This window comes from Trichormus variabilis 0441 (assembly GCF_009856605.1).
In the GTDB taxonomy this organism is placed as follows: Bacteria; Cyanobacteriota; Cyanobacteriia; order Cyanobacteriales; family Nostocaceae; genus Trichormus; species Trichormus variabilis.
This window is the reverse complement of the sequence record NZ_CP047242.1, coordinates 644020-667436: the sequence shown is the minus strand read 5'-3', so window position 1 is coordinate 667436 and position 23417 is coordinate 644020. Positions and strand designations below refer to the sequence as shown.

The following is a 23417-nucleotide window of genomic DNA, read 5'->3' as shown; positions in this document are numbered from 1 at the left end:
AAATATGGAATTATTGCGTACTGTCTCTGATACAAAGCGAACTTTCTACGCCCTCCACACCCGACCGATTAACACAATTTATCGCCGGGTGGTAGAAGAGTTGATGGTGGAAATGCACCTGCTGTCCGTAAATGTCGATTTTAGCTACAATCCCATTTATGCCTTGGGTGTTGTCACTACCTTTGACCGCTTCATGCAAGGCTATCAACCAGAACGGGATAAGGAATCTATTTTTAGTGCTATATGTCAGGCTGTAGAGCAAGAACCGCAGCGCTATAGGCAAGATGCTGAACGGTTAAAAGCTGTAGCTCAAAGCTTACCTGTAAATGATTTAGTAGCGTGGCTTAGTCAAGCTAATCATTTACAGCAAGATGCCGACTTACAAGCGCAACTACAAGCGATCGCGAGTAATCCTAACTTTAAATACAGTCGTTTATTTGCGATCGGTTTATTTACATTGCTCGAACAGTCCAACCCAGATTTAGTCAAGGACGAAAAGCAACGCACTGAGGCACTAAAAACCATTGCCGCAGGCTTACATCTCTCTGACGATAAACTCAGCAAAGATTTAGAGTTATATCGCTCTAATCTGGACAAAATGACGCAAGCTCTAGCGGTAATGGCTGATATGTTGACAGCAGACCGCAAAAAACGCGAACAGCGTCAGCAACAAGCTAGTACCCCAGTAGCTCCGCCAAATGAGTAGTCATTAGTCAATTGTCAGTAGCTAGCGGTCAGTTGTCAGTAGTAAAAACCAACAACTGACAACTGACAAATTTATTTTTATAATCCCAACAATTTGTAGATTAAGCTGTTAATAATAGTCAGGGCGAAAGCGCCTAGCACAGCACTCCAGATTCCGAAGCGCAAACGGAAACCCTCGACTAACCAAGCTGCAATACTAAAACAAACCACGGCAATCATAAAGGTGAAAAAACCCGATAACAAGTTAAATGTGAGGATATCGGGAACCACAAATATTAGCCGTAAAATGGGTCTGATTATTGCCGTCACAATACCCAGAATCGCAGCAGAAATAAATGCTTTTTGTGGAGAGTCAACTTCAACACCTAAAGGCAACTTACTAATAATCAATAAGCTGACAGATGTAACTACCCAAACAATTAGCAGCGTCACAATTTCGTTCATTGCCTCAACCCCTGAAACGTGTATGGTGCTTGGCGATAAATAACCCAGTCTATCGATGGAAAAATACAGCAGAAGCCAGAGGTCAGAGGTCAGAAGTGAAAGACTCTAAACATCTAAGGCGTGTTATGGATTCCATAACTTCCCTGAATTGCAAACTGCTGTATTTGAATTTGAAGCTTAACCAATTATTTGTAAGTTACCAGAAATATTTTCTCCAATGAAAAAATATTCTAGATATCTTTAGGTTTCAGGGGAGATGAGGAAATAGGCTTACGCTGAGGGACTTGTACCAAGTGAAGTCGAGGTAAGTCGAAGGGGAGCAATCGAAAAGGTGAATTTTGACTGTATTCCCCATTACCAATTACCAATTACCACATCTCATTGTTGCGGTGCAGGATTAGTACCTGGTGCTACGGGAGCCTGGGGAACGGCTGGAGAAAAGTCAGGATTTAGGGGAATAGTACCTTGTCCGCTTGGAGGTTGATTAGGGTCTGTAGGTAATTGGGGGCTAAGTTCACTAGGTGGGGGATTAATTCCTGGGATTGGTGCGGTGTTGGGTATGGGTGCTGCACCAGGATTAATGGGGAAGTTGGAAAAATTTGGTTGGGTTTGGGCAGAAGTAGGGATAATTCCTAAGGATACGCGATCGCCTCCCACCTGCCGCAACAAATCTAAGACCTCAACCACATCGTTATAAGTAGCTGTGCGTGAAGCATTGAGTACTAAAACACCACTAGGGTTTGCTTGCACATACTGTCTCAATCTTTGTGCTAACTCGTCTCTTCTCACCAGTTCTTTTTCTATATAAGTATTACCAACAGCATCTACACTAACAATTTGGCTACCTCCTGTAGAATTTATCCCGGCGGCTGTACTGGTACTGGCTTTTGGCAAGTCAACATTGATAGCCTGCTGTCGAGTAAATTGCAAAGCTGCCAATAAAAAGAAGGTCAGAATACAAAAAACAACGTCAATTAAGGGAATAATTTGGATTTGTACGTCTTCAACTGGGGTATGTAAATTAACTTTCATCGTTTCATGCTTATGCCTAATATTGAGTGTGCTTTCTTGGCTCTTAGGTAGGGGTGTAAAGGTGTAAGGGTGTAAGGGAACTAATAATTAAATCAAGATACCTCATAAATATTGTTCTTCTTCTAATCCCTACACCTAGTCACAGCAAATGTTTCATGTTTACAACCGCGACACTCCCTTTATTTTGAATTTTGAGTTGATTCAAACCCCTAGTCCCATCCTCAAAAAATGAAGAGTCTTGTGGCGCAAATCCTAACTAAGGTAAATTTGGTGGTTCAGGTGGTTGTGAAAACTTACCCCTACCAGTTTTGCTAGGTAAAGCATCACGGACAATTGCTGGTCTGGGGTTGCTCAAATCAGGTGGAGACTGGCGATATAACAATTCCATTTCATTCCCGGCTTTACGGAAAACTTTTAGTTGATTGACCACAAAACTTTGAAATAGTCGGTAAAATACCAAACTAACAATGGCAACTATTAGCCCTGCTGCCGTACTAATTAAGGATTCACCAATACCCGTTGTTACTCCAGCCGCCGATTCAGTTCCCAAATCACCAATGCGAATTGAGCGTAAAGACTGGATTAAACCTAAAACTGTACCCAACAATCCGAGTAGGGGAGCGAGGGCAATAACAGCTTCTAATAACTTTTCGCCCCGACGCATTCCGGCTAATTCGTCCTCTGCTGTGGACTCCAGTGCTAATCGAAAAGTTTCTGCGTCAGTTTTTTGTAAATGTAAGGGAGCATAGAGAAATCGGCCAATTGGTTGGTCTGTAGCCTGTCTGGCAATATCCGCCGCTATTTCCCAGTTATCATGAGCTGCATCTAGAACTCGGTCAACGATCGCTTTTTCTTGTGAGAAAAGTCGCAACCAGAACCAAAGGCGCTCAAAAATTACACTCAAGGATAATATCGACAGAGCTAGCAAAGGCCACATTGCCGGCCCACCCTTGTAAAACAAATCTATAATATCCACTATTTTAGTTTCCTCCCTCCATTACTCAAGCAACTATCCCAAGGCATTTTAATTTTAAAGATTAATGGACAACTAAGAACTGACAAAAATAAATTTCCAGACTAATTAGAGGCTATCTGGAATTTAAAGTTGGGGTTCTTGAATTGAACACTCGAATTTTACACTTGAGAATTAGCTTAACGCGGGATTATGACGAAAAAACTTTCTGCCGGGGAAACTCATATAACCTGGGTGCGTAAGTCCGAGTAGAGTCTTCCAGACTAACTAGGGCGGTTATTCCTACCGGAAGTTCTTGAGTCAATTTGCCAGAATTATAAAGTAAATAGAGGGTTAAAATATGAATTTTTCCATTCAATCACTGTATAACTGGTATCGCGGTTTACTACAAAACCCCAAATATCGTTGGTGGGTAATTCTAGGAACAATACTTTATATTGCCAGCCCAATTGATATTGCTCCAGATTTTCTGCCTGTTGTGGGACAGATTGATGATTTTTTGGTTTTGTCAATCTTAGTTACTGAGGTATCTGGGCTGGTGCTTGAAGGTTGGAAAGCGCGGAAGGGTGATTCTAGCACCGCAACAGATTCCCCCGCTACTGAAAAAACAGTTGATGTCGATGCTGTCTCTGTCAAGTAGCTTATTCAATAAAATAAAATTTTTCATCCCCTACTTTTGTTGTCTGCCGACAACTGCGATTCTAGATTAGGGGATTTTTAATAGGCTGAAACTACACAAAAGCTGGTAGCGTCAAACAAAGAACAATATTTTTGTGGATGTGAGAGCTTGAAAACCCGTTCTAATTACTGGCAACTGCTGCCCTATATTAGACCCCAGTGGCAGAATATCACGAAAGGACTTGTCGGCATTGTGGGGTATGTCCTGGCGACTTTAACCTTAATTAACTTTGCAGGCAAGTTAGCTAATCCTTTTGGACAAGGTAATGTAGCAGCGATCGCTCAATTAGCCGCTATTTTAGGCTTAGTGTTTCTTGTCCGAGGCTTTTTTCAGTCTGTGCAAGATATTTATATGTCTAAGGCTGCTTTAAGAGTGGCTTTTTACCTCCGCAAGCAGGTATATGGGCATTTGCAAAAGCTAGATTTAAGCTATTTTGAAACAGCCAAAGCCGGTGATTTATCTTACCGCCTCACAGAAGATATTGACCGCATTGGTGAAGTTGTCAATAAACTGTTTCACGACTTTATTCCCTGCGTGTTGCAGTTGCTAGCCATCCCCATCTACATGATTTACCTGAATTGGCAACTCACCTTAGCAACGGTGATTGTTGCCCCATTCATGGGGATTTTAATTGGTTGGTTTGGGGAACGCTTGCGTAAATACTCCCTGAGGAGCCAAAATCGTGTGTCTGATTTGTCGGCAATCCTCACAGAAGTTTTCAGTGGAATTCGGCTGATTAGGGCATTTGCCGCAGAGAATTACGAGGTGACTAGATTTAGCCGAGAATCTGAACGCAGTTTCCAAGCCAAATACTCTGCTGAACGCCTGAAAGCAGTGCAAATTCCCATTGTGGGCTTTTTGGAAGCGTTGAGTGCCTTATCTTTGCTTTTGGTGGGCGCGTGGCAAATTCAGCAAAACAATTTAACGGTGGGAGAATTTTTCAGTTACCTAGCCGCAGCAGGGTTGTTAATTGACCCCATCGGTCATGTGACGAATAATTACAACGAATTTAAGCAAGGGGAAGCCTCTGTTGACCGGATTTTTGAATTAATAGCGATACAGCCTACAGTTTTAGAAAAGCCTAATGCTGTTACCTTACCTCCAGTTAAGGGGAAAGTAGAATACAGTGGTGTCACCTTTGCCTATAAACCAGGGGAACCCGTCTTAAAAGATATTAATTTATTGGCTATGCCAGGGGAGGCGATCGCCCTTGTTGGTGCTTCTGGGGCTGGTAAAACTACTTTTGTTAATCTCCTCCCCCGTTTTTATGACCCCTCTACCGGACAAATCTTAGTTGACGGTGTAGATATTCGGGATGTCAGACTACAAAGTTTGCGGCGACAAATTGGCATTGTTCCCCAAGAAACTATTATGTTTTCTGGGACAGTTGCTCAAAATATCGCCTTTGGACAAGACGTATTTGATTTAGAAGCAGTCGCCGCCGCCGCCAAAATTGCCAACGCTCATCAATTTATTAGCCAACTGCCAGAAAGTTACAATACTTGGGTGGGCGAAAGGGGTGTGAATTTATCTGGTGGACAACGCCAAAGAATAGCTATTGCCCGTGCTGTACTGCTGAACCCACAAATTTTGATTTTAGATGAGGCGACATCTGCCTTAGATTCTGAGTCGGAGGCATTAGTACAGGAAGCCTTGGAAAGACTAATGCAGAATCGCACAGTATTTATTATTGCTCACCGCTTAAGTACAGTGAGAAGATGCGATCGCATTTTAGTTTTAGAACGAGGACAAATTGTCGAATCAGGCACTCACGAAGAACTGTTAGCCCTGGAAAATCGTTATGCCAGGTTTTACACTCAACAATTTTCCTAAGAGACATTATTTCCGGGATGGGTTGCACTATCGCTCTACTCATCCCACTATAAATGTTGCTTTCCTCTCTTCTACCCGACCTATATTTAAGCTTTATCTTAAACTCTGATTTTTGAAGATAGCTTTTTTAAAAGCTTCTATCTTAGGGAATAAAAATGAATAAAGTCTATGTATTTTAATATTATAAATTTTCAAAATTTCCTCACATTTTTTTGATAAATTTAAGTTGGAGTCGAAAGTATTTATTACTGTGACTCTCTATTCCTTGATTAAGAGTAAAGGAAAAAGCTATGGATACTGCTGTCAAATATGATATTGAGGTGATCAAGGATGAAGCTCGTCTCCTCATTGCCAAGGGTCTGGTGAATCGCCAACAGCCAATTTATACTTTGTGTAAATATATTCCAGACCGCGACTGGCCATTTTTTGAACTAGAGTTGGAAAAAAATGAATTTTTGCTCAGAGACAGAATTATTGACTTGTTGAGCCAAGAAAAATGGGAAGAAGACTAAAGCCATAATATTCCGCTTTGATTTTTGTTAGCGCAGTGTAACATAGCCATTACTTCCTTTTACAGGCTTTCTAAGTTAACATCGTCTTTGTTAACAATTCAAAATTCAAAATTCAAAATTAAAGACATTTTCAGACGAAGAGAAGTGCCTTGCGCGGGTTCCCCGCGTTGTGGCAACTTCGGGGAATTTAAACCCCGCCTGAAAATGATACTACGTATAGACGTAGGGGTCTTAAACCCTTTTATTTACGATAAATACTGAACTCAAAATTACCAATATTCATGAAAAACCCTCGTAAGGATCGAGGGTTTGAAAATATAGATAAAAAGCAGTAGAAACATATTCTCATTGATGGGGAATATAAATTCCACCAGCGATCGCCTTAAGCTGGAACATCCTGTAATTCTACCCATCCATTAATCGTTTGACGTTGGCTGATGTAGTCGCCGGTATTTGCTTGTTCTTTGTTGGGAAAACTGCGAGACAATCTTTTGACAATCATTTCCGAGAAGGAGCCAGGGGTGATGAACAAAAATACTGGCATATCTTGCCAACAGTGGCGACAAAACCAGTGGATTTCCGAATCACCACGTATGTGGGGCAAAAGTAACCCAGAACAGCAAGGGCAGTTAATCATAATCTCAAATCCTTTTTTAAAAATGTGTTGATTACATATCATTATGGTTAATTTACAACCGTAGTGATACCCAAATATTCTGTATCTATCTTAAGAATAGTTATTAGACATGAGGAATTTGTGAGAAAAATTATAACTATAAATATGTTGTAATATTTCTACATTAAAGTTGCAGTAATTACTATTGGGTAAATGAGGTCTATATGTTGGTGTTTAGAGCTTAAATCCTCACAACTTCCTCAAAATAACTCCCTATAAACATAAGTGTGAAGCTTAAAGACAGATAACTTGAATACACATCTATTAAGTACCTCTTTGAGTTATAGGAAAATCAATCATGGTAGAAATAATAATAGATCCACAAACATCTAATTCAGTCTTTAAAGAACAAGCCCTAGTTTTACCTTTGAACCAAGTGGGAATTGCAGATATCCCTTTAGTAGGAGGAAAGAATGCTTCTTTAGGTGAAATGATTCAACAGTTGCGGCGCAAAGGTGTAAAAGTTCCCACTGGTTTTGCAACAACTGCTAATGCTTATAGATATTTCATTACTTCAGCTGGTTTGGAAGCAAAATTAAGAGAAATTTTTGCTGATTTAGATGTAGAGGATGTGCAGAATTTGCGGCAGCGTGGTAAACAAGCAAGGTTGCTGATGCTGCAAACTCCTTTTCCACAGGAATTACAAACAGCGATCGCCCAAGCTTACGCCACTCTCTGTCAAGAGTATGGTGATGATACTGATGTTGCTGTCCGTTCTAGCGCCACAGCTGAAGACTTACCGGATGCTAGCTTTGCCGGTCAACAAGAAACTTATTTAAATGTCCACGGTTTGCAAGCTGTTCTCGAATCTTGCCATAAATGTTTTGCCTCAATTTTCACTGACCGCGCCATCTCTTATCGCCAAATCAAAGGCTTTGATCACTTCAACATTGCCCTATCTGTCGGCGTGCAGAAAATGGTACGTTCTGATTTGGCTACTTCTGGTGTCATGTTCTCTATTGATACCGAAACAGGTTTTAAAGATGCAGCTTTGATTACCGCCGCCTATGGTTTGGGGGAAAACGTCGTCCAAGGTGCAGTTAACCCCGATGAATATTTAGTATTTAAACCAACCCTGAAACAGGGATACCGTTCAATTATTGAAAAACGCCTGGGTACTAAAGAAATTAAGATGATTTATGACTTAGGTGGCTCAAAATTGACTAAAAACATTTCTGTGACACCATCAGAACGCAGTGTCTTTGCCCTTAACGATGAAGATATTTTACAACTAGCACATTGGGCCTGCATCATTGAAGAACATTATTCCCAAGTGCGTGGTGTTTACACACCAATGGATATTGAATGGGCTAAAGACGGTTTGACTAATGAATTGTTCATCGTCCAAGCACGGCCAGAAACAGTGCAATCGCAAAAGGTGAACAATGTCTTACGGAATTATAGGTTATCTCCAGCCCCAATCCCTAATCCCCAACCCCTAATCCCTCTTATTACCGGTCGCAGCGTCGGGGAAATGATTGGACAAGGTAAAGCCAGAGTGATTTTGGATGTGCATCAAATTAGCCAGTTTCAAGCGGGGGAAGTGCTGGTAACTAATCGTACTGACCCTGATTGGGAACCAATTATGAAACGTGCTAGCGCCATTGTCACTAACTCTGGTGGTAGAACTTGTCATGCGGCGATTATTGCTAGGGAAATGGGAATACCGGCGATCGTCGGTTGTGGTAATGCAACTACTTTTTTAAAAACTGGACAAGAAATTACTGTTAGTTGTGCGGAAGGGGAAACAGGTAAAGTCTATTCTGGTTTAATACCCTACGAAGTCCAAGAAATTCCTTTAGAGAAACTACCTTCCACACACACCAAAATTATGATGAATGTGGGCAATCCCGAAGAAGCTTTTGGCTTAACTAGTATTCCTAATGATGGGGTGGGATTGGCAAGGATGGAATTTATCATTAACAACCACATCAAAGCGCACCCCTTAGCATTGATTCACTTTGATGAGTTAGAAGACGAACTAGCTAAATACAAAATTGCTGAGTTAACGGCTCAATACGAGGATAAAACCCTATTCTTTGTGGATAAACTAGCTCAAGGAATTGCCACGATCGCAGCTGCTTTTTATCCCAAACCCGTTATTGTCCGTCTCTCTGACTTCAAAAGCAACGAATACGCCAATCTTTTAGGCGGTAAACAGTTTGAACCCAAAGAAGAAAACCCGATGATTGGCTGGCGTGGTGCTTCTCGCTACTATGACCCCCGCTACCGTGAAGGTTTTGCCTTGGAGTGTCAGGCGATGAAACGAGTACGGGATGAGATGGGTCTAACCAACGTTATTTTAATGGTTCCTTTCTGCCGCACTCCTAATGAAGGACGGCGCGTGTTGGACGAAATGATAAAACATGGGTTGGTGCAAGGTGAAAACGGCTTACAAGTTTACGTTATGTGTGAACTACCTAGTAATGTGCAGCTAGCAGACGAATTTAGTCAAGTATTTGATGGTTTCTCCATCGGTTCCAATGACCTAACACAGTTAACACTGGGGTTAGACAGAGATTCGGAGTTAGTCGCCCATTTATTTGATGAACGGGACGAAGCCGTTAAGCGTATGATTGCCAAAGCGATCGCCACAGTCAAACAATACGGACGTAAAATTGGTATCTGTGGTCAAGCGCCAAGCGATTACCCAGACTTTGCCCGTTTCCTCGTCGAACAAAAAATTGATTCCATCAGCCTCAACCCCGATTCAGTTCTCAAGACGCTGTTAGAAATCGCCGCCGCAGAGGAGAAAGAACTTTAGGGGTGTAGGGGTGTAGGGGTGTAAAACTCTTACACCCAGTCTCAACTGACAACTGACAACTGACAACTGACAATTGACTAATACCTATGTTTAACAAAATTTTGGTTGCTGTCGAAAATACTGAAATGGGTAAGCAAGTATTTGAGAGAGGTTTATCATTAGCAACAGCAACTAACGCTGAATTATTGTTGCTACACGTTATCTCACCTTTCGATGAAGATTACTTGACTGCTGGAGAGATGGAAACACAAAGTTCTTATGGAACCTCTCAAGTTCATAGTGTTGAGTATTACGTGGGAAAGTGGAACGCTCTCAAGCAAGAGGGAATAGACTTTTTGACACTGTTCACTAATCAGGCGATCGCTCAAGGTGTAACGGCTGATTTTACCCAAGAACTAGGCGATCCTAGTCGCTTGATTTGTGAAATTGCCCGTAGTTGGAACGCCGACCTCATTGTTTTAGGTCGTCGGGGTTTACATGGCTTGAGTGAATTTTTCCTTGGTAGTGTTAGCAATTATGTTTTACATCATGCTCCCTGTTCAGTCTTGACAGTGCAGGGAATCATTTCCGCTACGCCAGAAACAACAGAGACAGCATCAACCATCTGAGATTTTCAGGACTTATGCAATTGGTACAATAGCAGGGTGCGTCAGACCCAATAATTTCGTACCAATTCGGGAATTTTCCTCATCTGACGCACCCTACAGTTAGTTTGATTATGACACTTGCGTAAGCCCTAATTTTAAACAAGAAGTGCATAAATCTAAAAAGTACAACGTGTAATTCTGTGAAGGCTTGATTAAGTGACTTCCAACAAAAAACTCCACCCACAAAAGGATATATAGCGCTTCTCATTTGTATGCAATATACTTTGACTTTCTCCTGCAAAGAGAGAGGCTTTTAGTCCTAGTTCCCCTTGAGAGTTCTGACTTTTCACGGGATCTGGAAAACCCCTCTCCAAACCTCTCTCCTTGTAGGATACTGTTGGCGAATTATTGAGGGGTTAAGCCCCTCAAGAGTTTGGAACAGTGGAAAAAAGAGAATAAGTATATTGAGCGTAGCATCTACAAAGATTATGACCCTGCACCCGCGTGATATGTCGCAGATTCCTGAAACAACAGCGCAAGTAGCCCGGAATTCATTTCCCAAAGGGAACATATATATGAAGATGCGGGATGAAATAGGAGTGTTATATAAGGATGAGGATTTTGTCAAACTTTACCGCGCAGATTGTGGTCAAAGTGGAATATCAGCAGGACAACTGGCATTAGTGACAGTAATGCAATTTATCGAAGGTTTAACGGATAGACAAGCGGCGGATGCAGTGAGGGGTCATATTGATTGGAAATACGCACTATCGTTGGAATTAAATGACCCAGGGTTTGATTATTCAGTACTTTCAGAATTTCGTCAGCGATTAATCAAAGCAGGACGAGAGCGAGAGTTACTCAACCAAATGCTAGCTCGTTTCCAAGAACTAGGTTGGCTCAAAAATCGCGGCCGTGTCAGAACTGATTCAACTCACGTATTAGCCGCAGTACGACAGTTAAATCGTTTGGAATTAGTGGGAGAAACTTTACGTCATACCTTAAATGACTTGGCTTATTTTGCCCCTGATTGGCTCAAATCGAGAGTTGACGTTGATTGGTTTGAACGTTACTCCCTGAGATTTGAGCAATACCGCTTGCCCAAATCAAAAGCCGAACGTGAGAAATTGAGGCGAAAAATTGGTGAGGATGGTCATCATTTGCTATCCGCTTTGTATGCAGACTCAACTTGTAATTGGCTGTGGCAGATTCCATCAGTGGAAACATTACGTATAGTTTGGGTGCAACAATACTATATTCAATTGCAACAAGTCTATTGGCGAGAACAAGATAACTTACCACCAAATAGACTACAGATTGAATCTCCTTACGATGTTGATGCACGCAATTCCAGCAAGCGAGAAATCAACTGGACTGGTTATAATCTGCATCTGACAGAAATTTGTCACCCCATACTGCCAAACTTAATTATCAATGTGGAAACGTCCGTGGCCACAAGTGCGGATGTTGAGATGACACCAGTAATTCATTCTCGTTTAAACCAGAACAATCTTTTGCCACAAGAACATGTTGTCGATACTGGCTATGTCAATGCTCAAAACTTAGTCGATAGTCAATCCCATTTTCATGTTGATTTAGTAGGAAAAGTTCCCCCCGGAACTAGTTGGCAAGCAACAGCACAATCCGGCTTTGAGCAAAATTGCTTCACTATTCATTGGGATTTGATGCGTGTTGATTGCCCAATGGGTAAACAAAGTAAGTCCTGGCGTACAACTGTCGATAGCCATGACAATCCAGTAGTCAAAATACAATTTGACGTAAGGATTCAGGTCTAATATTGCGGAAGTAAAGAGGGGCGAGAGTGAGAATTATTAGAATCAGCAATTAGAGCTTGCACAAAAAAATCAATAACAGACCTACCTTGACGGCGACAAGTCTGCACTACCGTCAACAAATTGGCAGTATGTTGAAACCGCTTCATCGAGCGTGAACCACCACTAACCTTACGTTTTGTCACAGCTAAACGCAGCGAGCGTTCAGCGAGATTATTATCAGGAGGAACTTCAGGATGGTCAAGGAAATACCACCATTGGCTTGCTTTATCGCGCAAAGAACGTAAAAGGTTTCCAGCCGTAGCTCCTGCCAAGTTAATCCATTGATCAACAGAAAATTGCAACTTGAATTTGAATTGATTTATCCAATCGTTATAACTGTTTGAGTCAAGAGTTTCAAACCATTGAGCATAACTTCTGAAGGCTTCATCAATTAAATTGACAAAGGTTTCGCCGATAGCTTTGTTGTGAAGACCGGGAAGTTGAATCAATTTTTTGAAGTGACGACGTAGATGAGCCAAACATTTCTGTTGGGCAACAGCTTGATAGCCATTATAAACACTAAAATCATCGCTGCTGAGTACACCTGTATACTCAGTCCCTAAAATTGCTTCTAGTTCGGCTCTAGAACGAGTATCAGCCGCAGTAAACAGGCAGAATTCAGAATTAGCCACTACCCACAACCATTCTTTAACCCCTTTAACTGACCAAGGTGTTTCATCTACATGGATGTTAGGTTGTGTCTGTTTTACCCAATTACTTAACTCATGAATACTCGGTTCAATTGCTTGTTGTATTCGTTCATTGGTGGCGACTAAAGTTCCCAATCCAATTTCAATCTCACCAAGTTCCCAAAGCATTTCCTGCTGTTTTTCGTAGGGCATATGTGCATAGTTATTTGTCCACCCTAAAAATGCTTGTAACGACGTTCCTAAATCTTGTCCTGGAATAATTTCTTGGGGCCAGGCTGCTGTTTGTATATTTCCACAGCATTCACACACGCACGTATGGCGTTGATACTCAACTATTTCTATGGGACATTCTACTAGTTGCGCTACCGCGTGTTTTTCTACTTTTACTGCTAGGGGTGCAAATGCTTTTTGACCACAGTAAATGCAATCCGTTGGACGTAAAATTTCATAGCGATCTACTCTGCCAAAACCCTTTCGAGTTTTACCTTGATGTCCTGGTTGCCCACCTGGTTTCTTTTTCGGTGGGTTTGATTCCTCAAGGTGAGGCACTTTTTCTTTTTCGCTTTTTTTGTGAATGTCTTGTGATGGAGGTTTTGATGAATTAGAACTATCTAAATCTCTGCTGACTTTTAAACGCTCTATTTCTTGCTGTAGTTCTAATATTATCTTTTGTAGCTCACGTATTACCTTGCTCTGCTCAATGATGATGTCCACCAGTTCTTCTTTAGATAACTGGCTCAAACTTTCTCTGTCTAAATCTTGAGGCAAGTTTTGGTTCATATTTTTGATACTCCACCTCTACTGTCCCCTTTGTCAATACTCTGTTACCTGAATCCTTACAATTTGACAAATCCGATTGTTCGCTTTGTTCAAGTCGCTCAAAATGCACTCGCTCCAAAAAACTACCGCGTCTTCTGACCCTCAAACCACAGGAACTACATCTTGCATTACATGATGCTCGCATTCGCCAAAAAACTGAATCTTTTCAACAAATTTATCACCAACGTGCTGGCGTTGAAGGCTTGATTTCCCAAGCTACTGGTCGCTACCAATTACGCCGTTGTCGCTACATTGGTCTTGCCAAAACTCTCTTGCAGCATATCATTACTGCTGCTGCTATCAACTTCAGTCGGATGTGGGATTGGTGGCAACATGTCCCACGCAGTCAGACTCGCGTTTCTCACTTTGCTCGAATTGCTCCCACTGCCTCATAGTATTCCTGATTTTCTATTTTGTGATGATTGGTTTTGCCCTCTATCAATTCGCCAACAGTATCCTGCAAGGAGAGAGGCTTTGATTTCTCCCCCTTCCCTAGTAGGGAAGGGGGCTGGGGGGTTAGGTCTGGCGTTAGCTTTTCCACATGACGTGAAAAGTCAGTTGAGAGTTAGGTCTGTATTGGAATCAATTGCAAACCGCTATAGTTTTTGTCGGTAGTCAGTTTGCTCAAAAGCCAACAGAAAACATCGAAGTATTAATATATGTTTATTACACAAAATTTCCAGTCTCGCCGCAAATCACTGCTGTCAGCTCTTATACTCTTTAGTCTCAGTTTTCCCTTAGTAACTCTCTCATCGACACAGCCTGCAAAAGCCAAATCGAATTTCCTAAATTGCATCTCTGCGATGGATGTGAACACCTGTGTGGAAGCAGACGTAAGTTATTATCATCTCTACACTCGCTCTGGGTTGTTGACTAGTCAAAAAGTCTCGATTGGAGGTGCAAGCGAACCAACTTGTCCAGTTTTTGGTGCAATCAATACACCAAAGGGTAGGGTTCGGGTTGAAGGATGTCTCTCAAACTCAAGACCGATACAATTACAAGGGGCGATTAAACTCTGCAATTCGGGAACGTGTCGAACACAACCTATTACCTTGAGATTCCCCAGTCGTGCAATGTTACCTGATAAAAGTCAAATTAATTCACGGGGATATCAGTTATTTTTGGATGGGGTGTTTGTTGGCAAGATAAAGAAGGCAACGCGCGCTGAGGCGATCGCTCATTTAGAATTGACTAAAAAGACTTATCCTAAACGGAAAATAGAAGGCTATTTCAACGGTCAGAAAATCGGTTATGAGTTGTTCTGGGATGGCGTGCGCGTAGGATTTGAGCCACGTTGGAACCGGGAAGCGGCGATCGCTAATTTGCAATGGAATTACAAAACCTATCCGAACAAGAAAATTCAAGGATTCTTTAATGGTAAGAATATTAATTTACCTGCCATTCCTAAGCGTAAAAAGAAGTAACACTTTTAGCGATCGCTTCTTACTTGTGTGCTTATTCGCTTTAAAAAGGAATTATAATTACTGATAAGAAATTCACTAAATTTATTACTAATTCTGTGATGGAAGAAAATTTTGACCTCAGGAATTGTAGTCATGATGATGCTTTGTCTGTTAAAGATAAGGTATTTAAAATTTTTCATATTAAGGAAGCAATCAAAAAAGCTTTCCGCAGTAAATTATCAGAAGAATTATTTACTTTATTAAATTCCTATGGAATATCTATAGATCCTGGTGGCTATTTAGTTGGCAATAAATTTTATAGATATACTCACAAATGGTTCGATGAGGGTGTAGATTGTGAAGTGTTAAAGCCTGCTACTAAAGGTTGGCAAAAGGGACGATTAAGAATCAAAGTAACTCTAGAATTTATGCCTGATGAACCTCTAACTCATGAATCAGAATCCCCTCTTGATGATTTACGCCGGATGATTGATGAGGAAACATTATGAAATTTAGTGTCTGTCATGTGGGTATTGGTCACAATATCCGGTTTTGGAGGGTTTATAATTCACTTTTTGTTAAGGGACTTCCAGATAAAAAAATGTCCAAAATGTAGGGTGCGTCAGTGCGAAAAAACCTAGCTGTACAAAGAAATTATTCATACTGACGCACCCTACTAACTTTTTGTTAAATAGGTTTTTATTGTCTCACGCAGAGGCGCAGAGACGCAAAGAAGAGAGAGAAAGAGAGTTTTTTAAGTTGAGGTTGAGATGGAAGATAGATTTAAACAAGCAGAATGTAATGATAATGATGTTTTGGAAATTGGAGATTATACTTACAAAATTTCTAAATTTTTACAAGCTTTTCATCAAGCAAATCGTTCTGATTTAGCGTGTGAATTACAGCAGCAACTTAATGAAAATGGCATAGTTATACAACAGCAACATTCTAAAACTTGGTTTAATGAAGGTCTGGATTGTCAGATATTAAATATTGGTTCACAAGGTTGGAAAAGAGGCAAAGTAAAGTTTAATATTAGTGTTGAGTTCTACATTGAAGAAGAAGCAGAAATGGATAACAACGCGCATTCGGAAATTAGTGAAACTCAATCTCCTCTTGATGATTTACGTCGGATGATAAATGAGGAAACATCATGAGCAAAACTCCTCGGATTCGTATACCACCAGAAGTTAGACAATATGTATTTCAAAGAGATAAATTTCAATGTCAAAGTTGTGGTAAAACGGGTTTAGAAGCTGACTTAACTATTGACCATATTATTCCTTTGGCTCGTGGTGGTCAAAATGATATGAGTAACTTACATACTTTATGTTTTGACTGCAACCGACGCAAGACTGATAAACTGGATTCACGCTTCCGGCGACATTTTGAAATTTGAGCTAATATGGAGCTTGGATGAACTGTCAGTTATAGAATTATGCCTCTAAACCGTAACAGCAACTCCCGTAAACTCCACAACTTTAAAACCAAAGTTTTGTATTCTTTTGCTATTGTCGCTGTTTTGCTCGCAGCTTTTCCTTGGTTATATGAAATTAAAACAAAGGCAGGCATAAATATATCCAAGAGTCGTCACGCTGGGACATTTTTTGAGCAAAAATCTGGCGGACTATTTAAGTGTGAATGGCTTTATCCTTACCATTGTGAAGAGCGTCCAAAGGTGAATTAGTTGAAGATACCCAGTTTAAGATCCCCGACTTCTTTAAGAAGTTGGGGATCTTTGCTTTGGTTAGTTAAATTTTACTACTTGAATTGGTTGAGAATTGCACTAACATCAACTGCTAATTTCTGTCCCAATTTCAGCAATTGTAGACATTGACTCGTTTCTTCTTTATCAGAAAGAGTAGTCAAACACAAAGGTAGTATTTGATTTTGTAGACAACTGAAGTACAGTTCTTGGGATTGATGTAAGGAAATGCCAATATTTAGCTGATAGCTAACGTTAATTAGCCGTTCTAAGCATTGCATCTCTATGGCAAAATTGCCATTAGTATCATGTAGTAATCTCCAAAGCAAGCGCAGAATCAGCTGTTCCAGCATCTGCTTACCTTCAGGAATATTTAATTGGCAACGCAGATGTTTAGCTTCAGTGGCGATCGCTTCTAATTCTACTATGTGATTCCAACTCAGTTGGGGTTCGGTGATATCTTGGTCTAGCGATCGCAATGTTGTCATACAGCGATAACCCAAGGCAATCTCCGCCGCCACTTGTAATTCTTGTGGTACGGCTAGTTCATCACGGTGAAATGCCATCAACACACCATAATTATCCCGGTATGCTTGAGTATATAACTGGTCTAACCTTGTCAGGGTTTCTTGACTCAATAAGCGCATGATCCGATGACGTTCTTCCGCAAACAGATTTTGCAAGTTGAAGGTTTCATCACCAAATACTTGGGTCATCGCCAAAATAGTTTGGGCGGCGCTAGCCTGTTGCAGTGATGTAAACAGCTTTTCTTTTAATTGGCTGTAATCACGTCGTCCAGTAAATAGTTGAATGCAGCAGTGGAAATCCCAACCGCCTAAATGCAGGACAGCAAAGACTAAATTTTCGCTTTCCCAGGTAATTTCCGACACGAGTTTTAAGTTACCAACTGCTAGGGTTAATGATCCCATGCGTTGTAGTTGGTAATCTACCTCATTGACGGTGTAGCAATAAACCCGTTTTTGGTGAGGATGGGGTTGTTTTGTGCCAGGTAGAGGCTTGGTATGCAGTGTCTCTACCTGTTTGTGATTGTTGAACAGGGAGGAAATCGCGTAATGGGCGGCTACTTGTTTAAAACTAATCTGGGCTGTTTGTACTAGTTGGCGGTAAACTTCTCCACCGTGTTTAAAAGAATCTACATTACTAGGTGCTAAACCCAAACGTTTGAGGAAGCCTTTTTCCAACTGCACACCAGCTACATCCCCACCCAGTTCCAAAGCGCGGGCGGCGTAACGCAGAATCTGGGTTCCTTCGGGGCGAGAAAGTTCTTCAAAAAACCAACCGCAACTGGTGAACATAAATAAAGCGTGACGCTGCATTTCTAATAAGCGCAAAGCGTCTACTTGTTCGGCGGCGGTGAGTTTGTGGGTTTGATGACGGGAGAGAAAACGGCTAATATTGGCAGGAGAGCGATCGCGGATGACTTGAATATACTCGTCTCGTGCTTGCCAGGGATCACGGAATAATTGATTACCATATTCCTCAAAGACTTCAACTAATTGATCCCGCAGCCAATTTAAAGCATTCCGCAACGGCCGCCGCCATTTTTGATGCCAAATACCGCCTTCACCACCGCAACCACAATCTTCTTGCCATCTATCTACACCGTGGGCGCAACTCCAAGCTGTCACAGGCTTGATTTCTACTTCCCAGGTAGGAGAACATAAGCTGAGGTAATGGGCAAAGTTGGTTACAGTCCAACCTTGACTAGGAAACTCCTTGATAAAGGCATAGGCGAGAGTTTTTTCTGTGCCTTTTTTGTGGTGTCCGAAGGTTTCCCCATCAGTACCGACGGAAATCAGTTGTGATTGCCGATGATCCCCACGGACTGCGGAACCAATCCGTCCGGCAAAGTGGTGGGAGTTATAGACAACATCACTAAAACCCATATCCCGTGAAATTGGGCCATCGTAGAAGAAGATATCTATATAAGGTAAATCTTGCAGAGATTGAGGATTGGTGTCCGCAATTGCCCTATCTTTTACTGAACTCAAAACAGCAGATTTATTGCTAAGTCTAGACTTCAGATAGCAACGATAAGGACGGGTGGGATCAATTTGACTCCCGCCTACTTCATGCCATTCTGGTTGGGGATCATTGGCTGTGGGGAAAGGACGACACCTTTGCGCTTGGGATGGTGCTAAGACAATAAAGCGAATACCTTCAGCCACTAAAGCTTCTAAGGTTGCGTAATCTACGGCTGTTTCTGCCAACCACATTCCTTCGGGATCACGGCCAAAGCGGGTGCGGAAGTCTTCTTTACCCCAGCGAATTTGGGTGCGTTTATCCCGTTCGTTCGCCAAGGGCATGATGATGTGATTATATACTTGCGCGATCGCATTGCCATGACCTTGCAGACGTTGGCAGCTTTTTGCGTCCGCCTCCAAAATCCGTTGATAAACCTCGACATCATACCGTTCCAGCCATGACATCAGCGTCGGGCCGATGTTAAAGCTCATATATTCGTAATTATTGACGATCCCCGTCACTTCGCCTTGGTCATTCAACACCCTAGCAAAAGCATTGGGACGGTAACATTCCCAGTGGATGCGCTCATTCCAATCGTGGAAAGGCGCAGCGCTGGGTTGACGTTCAATGGAGTCTAGATAAGGGTTTTCGCGCGGTGGCTGGTAAAAGTGACCATGCACCGTCACATATACGCCTACAGCTTGATTCCGGGGATCGCTGTGGTGCGTATCTTTGCTAGTTATATGGGATGTTGATATTGAGCCAGGGTTAGCCGGCATTTCAGCAGATGTCATGTATATTTATTCCAACTCAAAAAACTTATACGTATGCCGGAAATGCTTGAGTCAAATCCTTCTACAACGATTTGCACCCAAAATCCGGTATAGAGAAAACTAATGGATACAGGATACAGCTTAATTCTGAAAAAAACTGTCTCACTATGGTAATAAATCTGCGTTATCGTCAAGTTGTTTGATCAAGGTAACAAAAATATCAGCAATTGAACAACACCTTGTACCATTTTAGATTTTGAATTTTAGATTTTGATTGGTAATTAGTTCCTATATCTGGGTTGTGGGAATCAACCTGTCGGATTGTTTGTTCAACGGGGTATTTTAGTTAAGAATTTTTTCCTTGGCAATGCCAATCGAAAAATTTAATTGTCTTTTAATATATTAAACCGAATTTCGGGTGTAAAATTGCGCCTCCAACTAATAGTTTTGCAACGAAAGATTGCAAATACTTTATAAACTGCAATTATCAGTTACAAATCTCATTGTAGAGCATGGACAGTAGAATTTCTGAGCTATTTTGCTTACGCTTGAGAGTATCCTAGAGTCTGATTGTCAACTCTTTGTACATATTGATTTATCACAGACAACTGTGAGTAATCACTCAACCAAAAGTAACAAATGTCAGGCAAAAATATTGTTTTTCTCGTCCTATTGCTATTTATCCCGGTGTCCTTGGCAGCACACTATTTAGAGTGGGGGGATCTAATTGTTTTCGTCACCGCAGGCTTGGCAATTCTGCCCTTAGCCGCCTGGATGGGTGCAGCAACTGAAGAAATCGCTGTAGTTGTCGGGCCGACCTTAGGAGGCTTGTTAAACGCTACCTTTGGTAACGCCACAGAATTAATCATCGCTTTAGTGGCTTTAAACGCTGGGCTGGTGAATGTCGTCAAAGCCAGCATCACTGGCTCAATTATTGGTAACTTATTGCTGGTGATGGGTCTTTCCATGCTGTTGGGTGGACTACGCCACAAAGAACAGACCTTTCAGCCAATTGTAGCCAGGGTCAACGCCTCAGCAATGAATTTGGCTGTCATTGCCATTTTGCTCCCCACAGCGATGAACTACACCGCCAAGGGAATTGGGGAAGCAACCCTGCAATATTTATCTGTAGCGGTGGCTGTAGTCTTGATTTTGGTTTATGTCTTGACGCTGATATTTTCCATGAAAACCCACGCCTATTTATACGATGTGGGTGTGGCGGAAATAGAAACAGAGGAAAATCCTCACCCGAAGCCAAATATTTTCTTATGGTCTGGTGTGCTGCTAGTCTGTACCCTACTGGTAGCGGTGGAGTCGGAATTACTAGTTGATGCGTTGGAAGTCGCCACCTCCCAATTAGGTTTAACCGCATTGTTTACCGGGGTGATACTCGTTCCTATTGTCGGTAACGCCGCCGAACACGCCACAGCCGTCACCGTCGCCATGAAAGATAAAATGGATCTCTCCGTTTCCGTGGCGGTGGGTTCCAGTATGCAGATTGCCCTATTTGTGGCCCCGGTGTTAGTCATTGCTGGATGGATACTAGGCCAGCCAATGGATTTGGATTTCCAACCCTTTGAATTAGTGGCTGTAGTTGTATCTGTACTCATTGCCAACAGTATCAGTTCTGATGGTAAGTCCAACTGGTTAGAAGGCACATTACTTTTAGCTGCTTATGCAGTACTAGGATTCGCTTTTTACTTTCACCCAGATGTGGGCGGACTGGGGTAGGGTATTTGCCAAGGTAAATTTTACAGCGATCGCTCTGAATCTGTTACTAGTAAATAGAGAGCGATCGCTTTTTATCTGGAAAATAATAGAAAACCGCGTCAGTTTTTATGCTAGAACAACAAAAAGAAAATTTACGGTTTCATATTCAACAGTTAGCGAACGAAGCCGTACAAAAATCAGAACCATTAGCATGGTTTGAAGTTGTATATGCTGAAGCTCAAGGAGATACAACACAAATTCCTTGGGCAAAATTAACCCCCCACCCTTATCTACAAGAATGGTTGACAAATCATCAACCATTCCCATCTGGACAAAAAGCCTTAGTAATTGGTTGTGGCTTGGGAGATGATGCAGAAGCTTTATCCAAGCTGGGATTTGCGGTAACTGCCTTTGATATTTCTCCTACAGCGATCGCTTGGTGTGGTGAAAGATTCCCCAACTCAAATGTTAACTACATAGTTGCCGATTTATTAGCGATCCCCCCACAATGGCATCTTTCCTTTGACTTTGTTTTTGAATGTCGTAATATTCAAGCTTTACCATTAAATGTCCGTGCTGAAGTTATCACCTCAGTTGCCTCCGTCGTTGCTCCTGATGGGACACTTTTATTAATTAATCGTGTGCGGGAAACGGAAGCTGAACCCTCTGGCCCGCCTTGGCCATTATCTGAATCGGAACTCAAACAATTGGAAAATTTGGGATTACAACCAATAGAACAACTTGTATTTTTAGAGTCTGAGCAAGTTGATGTTAAGCAAGTGCGAATTGAATATCGCAGATGTCATATGCAGTCTTAGCAATATGCTTATGTATTTTTATTGCGAATTGCATTGGCGTTAGCCTTACCGCAGGCAATTGCGAATTGCGAATTGCAAATTAGTTTTATCCAACAGCACACATCAGCCGCGCTTTTGGTAACTGCTGTGGGCTAATTTATGTCATCATCACAGAGAATGGGATGTAGGGACTCAAAAATAAACTGAATGACCGTGATGTCTAACGACAAGCCACCAAGCATCTACGCTACGACTTTTGCATCTATCGTAGGTGAAGAAAACACCGTTTACCAAGGAAACAATCTCCAACTTAGTCAAGCAATAGCTGGTGGAAATCTCCCCAGTTGTGTTGTCTATCCACAAAACCAAGAACAACTAGCCGCAGTTATCGCCACAGCTTACAGTAATAACTGGCGCGTTCTACCCTGTGGTTGTGGAAGTAAACTTCGTTGGGGTGGTTTAGCAAAAGATGTTGATGTGGTAGTGAGTACAGAACGCCTCAATCAACTCATTGAACACGCCGTTGGTGATTTGACTGTCACCGTCGAAGCGGGAATGAAATTTTCCCATCTCCAGAAGATTTTGGCAGATGCTAGGCAATTTCTCGCCCTTGACCCCTCCACACCAGCATCAGCCACAATCGGCGGTATTGTCGCCACATCTGATACCAACTCCCTCCGACAACGTTATGGTAGTGTGCGTGACCAGCTTTTAGGTATCACTTTTGTACGTGCTGATGGTCAAATTGCCAAAGCTGGGGGACGGGTGGTCAAAAACGTCGCTGGTTATGACTTGATGAAGTTATTTACCGGCTCATACGGTACATTAGGAATTATTACTCAAGTAACTTTCCGTGTGTATCCAATTCAGGAGACATCGGGAACGGTAGTATTGACTGGTGCAGCCGAAGCAATATCTCAAGCAGCTACAACCTTGCGCGGTTCAGCATTAACCCCAACCCAAGCTGATTTAATCTCTACTCAATTAGTATCTAGTTTAGAATTGGGTCAGGGTCTAGGATTGATTGCCCGTTTTCAAAGTATTAGTGAAAGTGTGCAGGAACAATCAAATCGGTTGCTAGAAGTAGGGGAAAAATTAGGTTTAACAGGAGTAGTTGTTTCTGGTGCAGATGAAAGTCATCTATGGGAGAGATTGTCAGAACAAATACATTCTCCTGTCACAGAATCGGCAATTACCTGCAAAATAGGAGTATTACCTAATGCTGCTGTGGAGATTTTACATCAAGTAAAAATTGGTTTAATTCATATTGGTAGCGGTTTAGGTGTGTTACAAGTTGAGGATAAGAATCAAGTTTTGCCAGTGCGATCGCTTTGTCAATCTCACCAGGGTTTTTTAACAGTTCTACAAGCCCCTGTACCAGTAAAACAACAAATAGATGTATGGGGATACACTGGCAATGCTTTACCATTGATGCGACGCATTAAAGAACAGTTTGATAGTAAGAATATCTTAAGTCCGGGTCGGTTTGTAGGTGGGATTTAAGCTACTTACCAGAGATATACAGGGGAACAGA

The 23417-nt window shown here is 41.8% G+C and carries 20 protein-coding genes and 2 pseudogenes; 16 read left to right on the top strand and 6 right to left on the bottom strand.

What is annotated here, in order from left to right; translation table 11 throughout:
• The first annotated feature begins 4 nt into the window (after positions 1-4).
• Positions 5-706: a photosystem II biogenesis protein Psp29 gene (gene psb29 / locus GSQ19_RS02670; protein ID WP_011321244.1), complete on the top strand. Its 702-nt coding sequence runs from the start codon at positions 5-7 to the stop codon at positions 704-706.
• A 77-nt stretch (positions 707-783) separates the two neighbouring features.
• Here psb29 and GSQ19_RS02665 read toward each other — a convergent pair whose 3' ends face one another.
• The 3 genes from GSQ19_RS02665 to GSQ19_RS02655 all read right to left on the bottom strand — a co-directional run bounded on the left by GSQ19_RS02665 (position 784) and on the right by GSQ19_RS02655 (position 3157).
• A complete protein-coding gene (locus GSQ19_RS02665) occupies positions 784-1149 on the bottom strand; it encodes a phage holin family protein (RefSeq protein ID WP_011321243.1) in 366 nt (121 codons plus the stop codon).
• 378 nt (positions 1150-1527) lie between these two features.
• Positions 1528-2181, bottom strand: a complete 654-nt coding sequence (locus GSQ19_RS02660) for a biopolymer transporter ExbD (protein WP_011321242.1) — start codon at positions 2179-2181, stop codon at positions 1528-1530.
• Between the two features lie 256 nt (positions 2182-2437).
• Entirely contained in the window at positions 2438-3157 is a 720-nt protein-coding gene (locus tag GSQ19_RS02655) for a MotA/TolQ/ExbB proton channel family protein (protein ID WP_011321241.1), read from the bottom strand.
• Positions 3158-3494: 337 nt separating this feature from the next.
• On the opposite strand from GSQ19_RS02655, the gene GSQ19_RS02650 reads away from it, so the two are divergent.
• The 3 genes from GSQ19_RS02650 (at position 3495) to GSQ19_RS02640 (ending at position 6178) form a co-directional block, all read left to right on the top strand.
• On the top strand, positions 3495-3794 hold the full coding sequence (locus GSQ19_RS02650) for a YkvA family protein (RefSeq protein ID WP_011321240.1): 300 nt from the start codon (positions 3495-3497) through the stop codon (positions 3792-3794).
• A 147-nt stretch (positions 3795-3941) separates the two neighbouring features.
• On the top strand, positions 3942-5666 hold the full coding sequence (locus tag GSQ19_RS02645) for an ABC transporter ATP-binding protein (RefSeq protein WP_041456447.1): 1725 nt from the start codon (positions 3942-3944) through the stop codon (positions 5664-5666).
• A gap of 290 nt (positions 5667-5956) precedes the next feature.
• Positions 5957-6178, top strand: a complete 222-nt coding sequence (locus tag GSQ19_RS02640) for a DUF4327 family protein (RefSeq protein WP_011321238.1) — start codon at positions 5957-5959, stop codon at positions 6176-6178.
• Positions 6179-6560: 382 nt separating this feature from the next.
• On the opposite strand, the gene GSQ19_RS02635 is transcribed toward GSQ19_RS02640, so the two are convergent.
• The gene (locus tag GSQ19_RS02635; protein WP_041457049.1) at positions 6561-6815 is read right to left on the bottom strand and encodes a hypothetical protein; all 255 of its coding nucleotides are present in this window, start codon (positions 6813-6815) and stop codon (positions 6561-6563) included.
• A 337-nt stretch (positions 6816-7152) separates the two neighbouring features.
• Here GSQ19_RS02635 and ppsA point away from each other — a divergent pair, with 337 nt between their 5' ends.
• From ppsA to GSQ19_RS02620, 3 genes and pseudogenes are all read left to right on the top strand, one after another.
• Positions 7153-9618 carry a phosphoenolpyruvate synthase gene (gene ppsA, locus GSQ19_RS02630; RefSeq protein WP_011321236.1) on the top strand — a complete coding sequence of 822 codons (2466 nt, stop codon included), beginning with the start codon at positions 7153-7155 and terminating at the stop codon, positions 9616-9618.
• Positions 9619-9704: 86 nt separating this feature from the next.
• Positions 9705-10226, top strand: coding sequence for a universal stress protein (locus tag GSQ19_RS02625; protein WP_011321235.1), 522 nt, complete (start codon positions 9705-9707; stop codon positions 10224-10226).
• A gap of 467 nt (positions 10227-10693) precedes the next feature.
• A pseudogene (locus GSQ19_RS02620) lies at positions 10694-11983 on the top strand (IS5-like element ISAva5 family transposase); the annotation flags it as partial.
• Positions 11984-11997: 14 nt separating this feature from the next.
• Here GSQ19_RS02620 and GSQ19_RS02615 read toward each other — a convergent pair.
• Positions 11998-13470 carry an IS66-like element ISAva2 family transposase gene (locus tag GSQ19_RS02615; protein WP_011316419.1) on the bottom strand — a complete coding sequence of 491 codons (1473 nt, stop codon included), beginning with the start codon at positions 13468-13470 and terminating at the stop codon, positions 11998-12000.
• A gap of 56 nt (positions 13471-13526) precedes the next feature.
• On the opposite strand from GSQ19_RS02615, the pseudogene GSQ19_RS02610 reads away from it, so the two are divergent.
• The 6 genes and pseudogenes from GSQ19_RS02610 to GSQ19_RS02580 form a co-directional block, all read left to right on the top strand.
• A pseudogene (locus tag GSQ19_RS02610) lies at positions 13527-13904 on the top strand (transposase); the annotation flags it as partial.
• A 264-nt stretch (positions 13905-14168) separates the two neighbouring features.
• The gene (locus GSQ19_RS02600) at positions 14169-14933 is read left to right on the top strand and encodes a hypothetical protein (protein WP_011321233.1); all 765 of its coding nucleotides are present in this window, start codon (positions 14169-14171) and stop codon (positions 14931-14933) included.
• 98 nt (positions 14934-15031) lie between these two features.
• Positions 15032-15421, top strand: coding sequence for a KGK domain-containing protein (locus tag GSQ19_RS02595; protein WP_011321232.1), 390 nt, complete (start codon positions 15032-15034; stop codon positions 15419-15421).
• A gap of 261 nt (positions 15422-15682) precedes the next feature.
• The gene (locus tag GSQ19_RS02590; protein ID WP_011321231.1) at positions 15683-16069 is read left to right on the top strand and encodes a KGK domain-containing protein; all 387 of its coding nucleotides are present in this window, start codon (positions 15683-15685) and stop codon (positions 16067-16069) included.
• Positions 16066-16311, top strand: coding sequence for an HNH endonuclease (locus GSQ19_RS02585; protein ID WP_011321230.1), 246 nt, complete (start codon positions 16066-16068; stop codon positions 16309-16311). The genes GSQ19_RS02590 and GSQ19_RS02585 overlap by 4 nt, the downstream gene beginning before the upstream one ends.
• A gap of 39 nt (positions 16312-16350) precedes the next feature.
• Positions 16351-16599: a hypothetical protein gene (locus GSQ19_RS02580; RefSeq protein ID WP_011321229.1), complete on the top strand. Its 249-nt coding sequence runs from the start codon at positions 16351-16353 to the stop codon at positions 16597-16599.
• Positions 16600-16673: 74 nt separating this feature from the next.
• Here the strand turns inward: GSQ19_RS02580 and GSQ19_RS02575 are convergent, their stop codons facing one another.
• Complete coding sequence (locus GSQ19_RS02575; RefSeq protein WP_011321228.1) at positions 16674-19397, bottom strand: DUF3536 domain-containing protein; 2724 nt, start codon at positions 19395-19397, stop codon at positions 16674-16676.
• 618 nt (positions 19398-20015) lie between these two features.
• Here GSQ19_RS02575 and cax point away from each other — a divergent pair.
• The 3 genes from cax to GSQ19_RS02560 all read left to right on the top strand — a co-directional run bounded on the left by cax (position 20016) and on the right by GSQ19_RS02560 (position 23386).
• On the top strand, positions 20016-21107 hold the full coding sequence (gene cax / locus GSQ19_RS02570) for a calcium/proton exchanger (RefSeq protein WP_011321227.1): 1092 nt from the start codon (positions 20016-20018) through the stop codon (positions 21105-21107).
• 107 nt (positions 21108-21214) lie between these two features.
• Positions 21215-21904 carry a class I SAM-dependent methyltransferase gene (locus GSQ19_RS02565; protein ID WP_011321226.1) on the top strand — a complete coding sequence of 230 codons (690 nt, stop codon included), beginning with the start codon at positions 21215-21217 and terminating at the stop codon, positions 21902-21904.
• A gap of 186 nt (positions 21905-22090) precedes the next feature.
• Positions 22091-23386, top strand: a complete 1296-nt coding sequence (locus GSQ19_RS02560) for an FAD-binding oxidoreductase (RefSeq protein WP_011321225.1) — start codon at positions 22091-22093, stop codon at positions 23384-23386.
• The last annotated feature ends 31 nt before the right edge of the window (positions 23387-23417 follow it).

Bases quoted from the DNA above. Each gene is read 5' to 3' on its own strand.
- psb29 (WP_011321244.1), top strand. From the start codon at position 5: ATGGAATTATTGCGTACTGTCTCTGATACAAAGCGAACTTTCTACGCC.
- GSQ19_RS02665 (WP_011321243.1), bottom strand. From the start codon at position 1,149: ATGAACGAAATTGTGACGCTGCTAATTGTTTGGGTAGTTACATCTGTC.
- GSQ19_RS02660 (WP_011321242.1), bottom strand. From the start codon at position 2,181: ATGAAAGTTAATTTACATACCCCAGTTGAAGACGTACAAATCCAAATT.
- GSQ19_RS02650 (WP_011321240.1), top strand. From the start codon at position 3,495: ATGAATTTTTCCATTCAATCACTGTATAACTGGTATCGCGGTTTACTA.
- GSQ19_RS02640 (WP_011321238.1), top strand. From the start codon at position 5,957: ATGGATACTGCTGTCAAATATGATATTGAGGTGATCAAGGATGAAGCT.
- GSQ19_RS02635 (WP_041457049.1), bottom strand. From the start codon at position 6,815: ATGATTAACTGCCCTTGCTGTTCTGGGTTACTTTTGCCCCACATACGT.
- ppsA (WP_011321236.1), top strand. From the start codon at position 7,153: ATGGTAGAAATAATAATAGATCCACAAACATCTAATTCAGTCTTTAAA.
- GSQ19_RS02625 (WP_011321235.1), top strand. From the start codon at position 9,705: ATGTTTAACAAAATTTTGGTTGCTGTCGAAAATACTGAAATGGGTAAG.
- GSQ19_RS02615 (WP_011316419.1), bottom strand. From the start codon at position 13,470: ATGAACCAAAACTTGCCTCAAGATTTAGACAGAGAAAGTTTGAGCCAG.
- GSQ19_RS02600 (WP_011321233.1), top strand. From the start codon at position 14,169: ATGTTTATTACACAAAATTTCCAGTCTCGCCGCAAATCACTGCTGTCA.
- GSQ19_RS02595 (WP_011321232.1), top strand. From the start codon at position 15,032: ATGGAAGAAAATTTTGACCTCAGGAATTGTAGTCATGATGATGCTTTG.
- GSQ19_RS02590 (WP_011321231.1), top strand. From the start codon at position 15,683: ATGGAAGATAGATTTAAACAAGCAGAATGTAATGATAATGATGTTTTG.
- GSQ19_RS02585 (WP_011321230.1), top strand. From the start codon at position 16,066: ATGAGCAAAACTCCTCGGATTCGTATACCACCAGAAGTTAGACAATAT.
- GSQ19_RS02580 (WP_011321229.1), top strand. From the start codon at position 16,351: ATGCCTCTAAACCGTAACAGCAACTCCCGTAAACTCCACAACTTTAAA.
- GSQ19_RS02575 (WP_011321228.1), bottom strand. From the start codon at position 19,397: ATGACATCTGCTGAAATGCCGGCTAACCCTGGCTCAATATCAACATCC.
- cax (WP_011321227.1), top strand. From the start codon at position 20,016: ATGTCAGGCAAAAATATTGTTTTTCTCGTCCTATTGCTATTTATCCCG.
- GSQ19_RS02565 (WP_011321226.1), top strand. From the start codon at position 21,215: ATGCTAGAACAACAAAAAGAAAATTTACGGTTTCATATTCAACAGTTA.
- GSQ19_RS02560 (WP_011321225.1), top strand. From the start codon at position 22,091: ATGACCGTGATGTCTAACGACAAGCCACCAAGCATCTACGCTACGACT.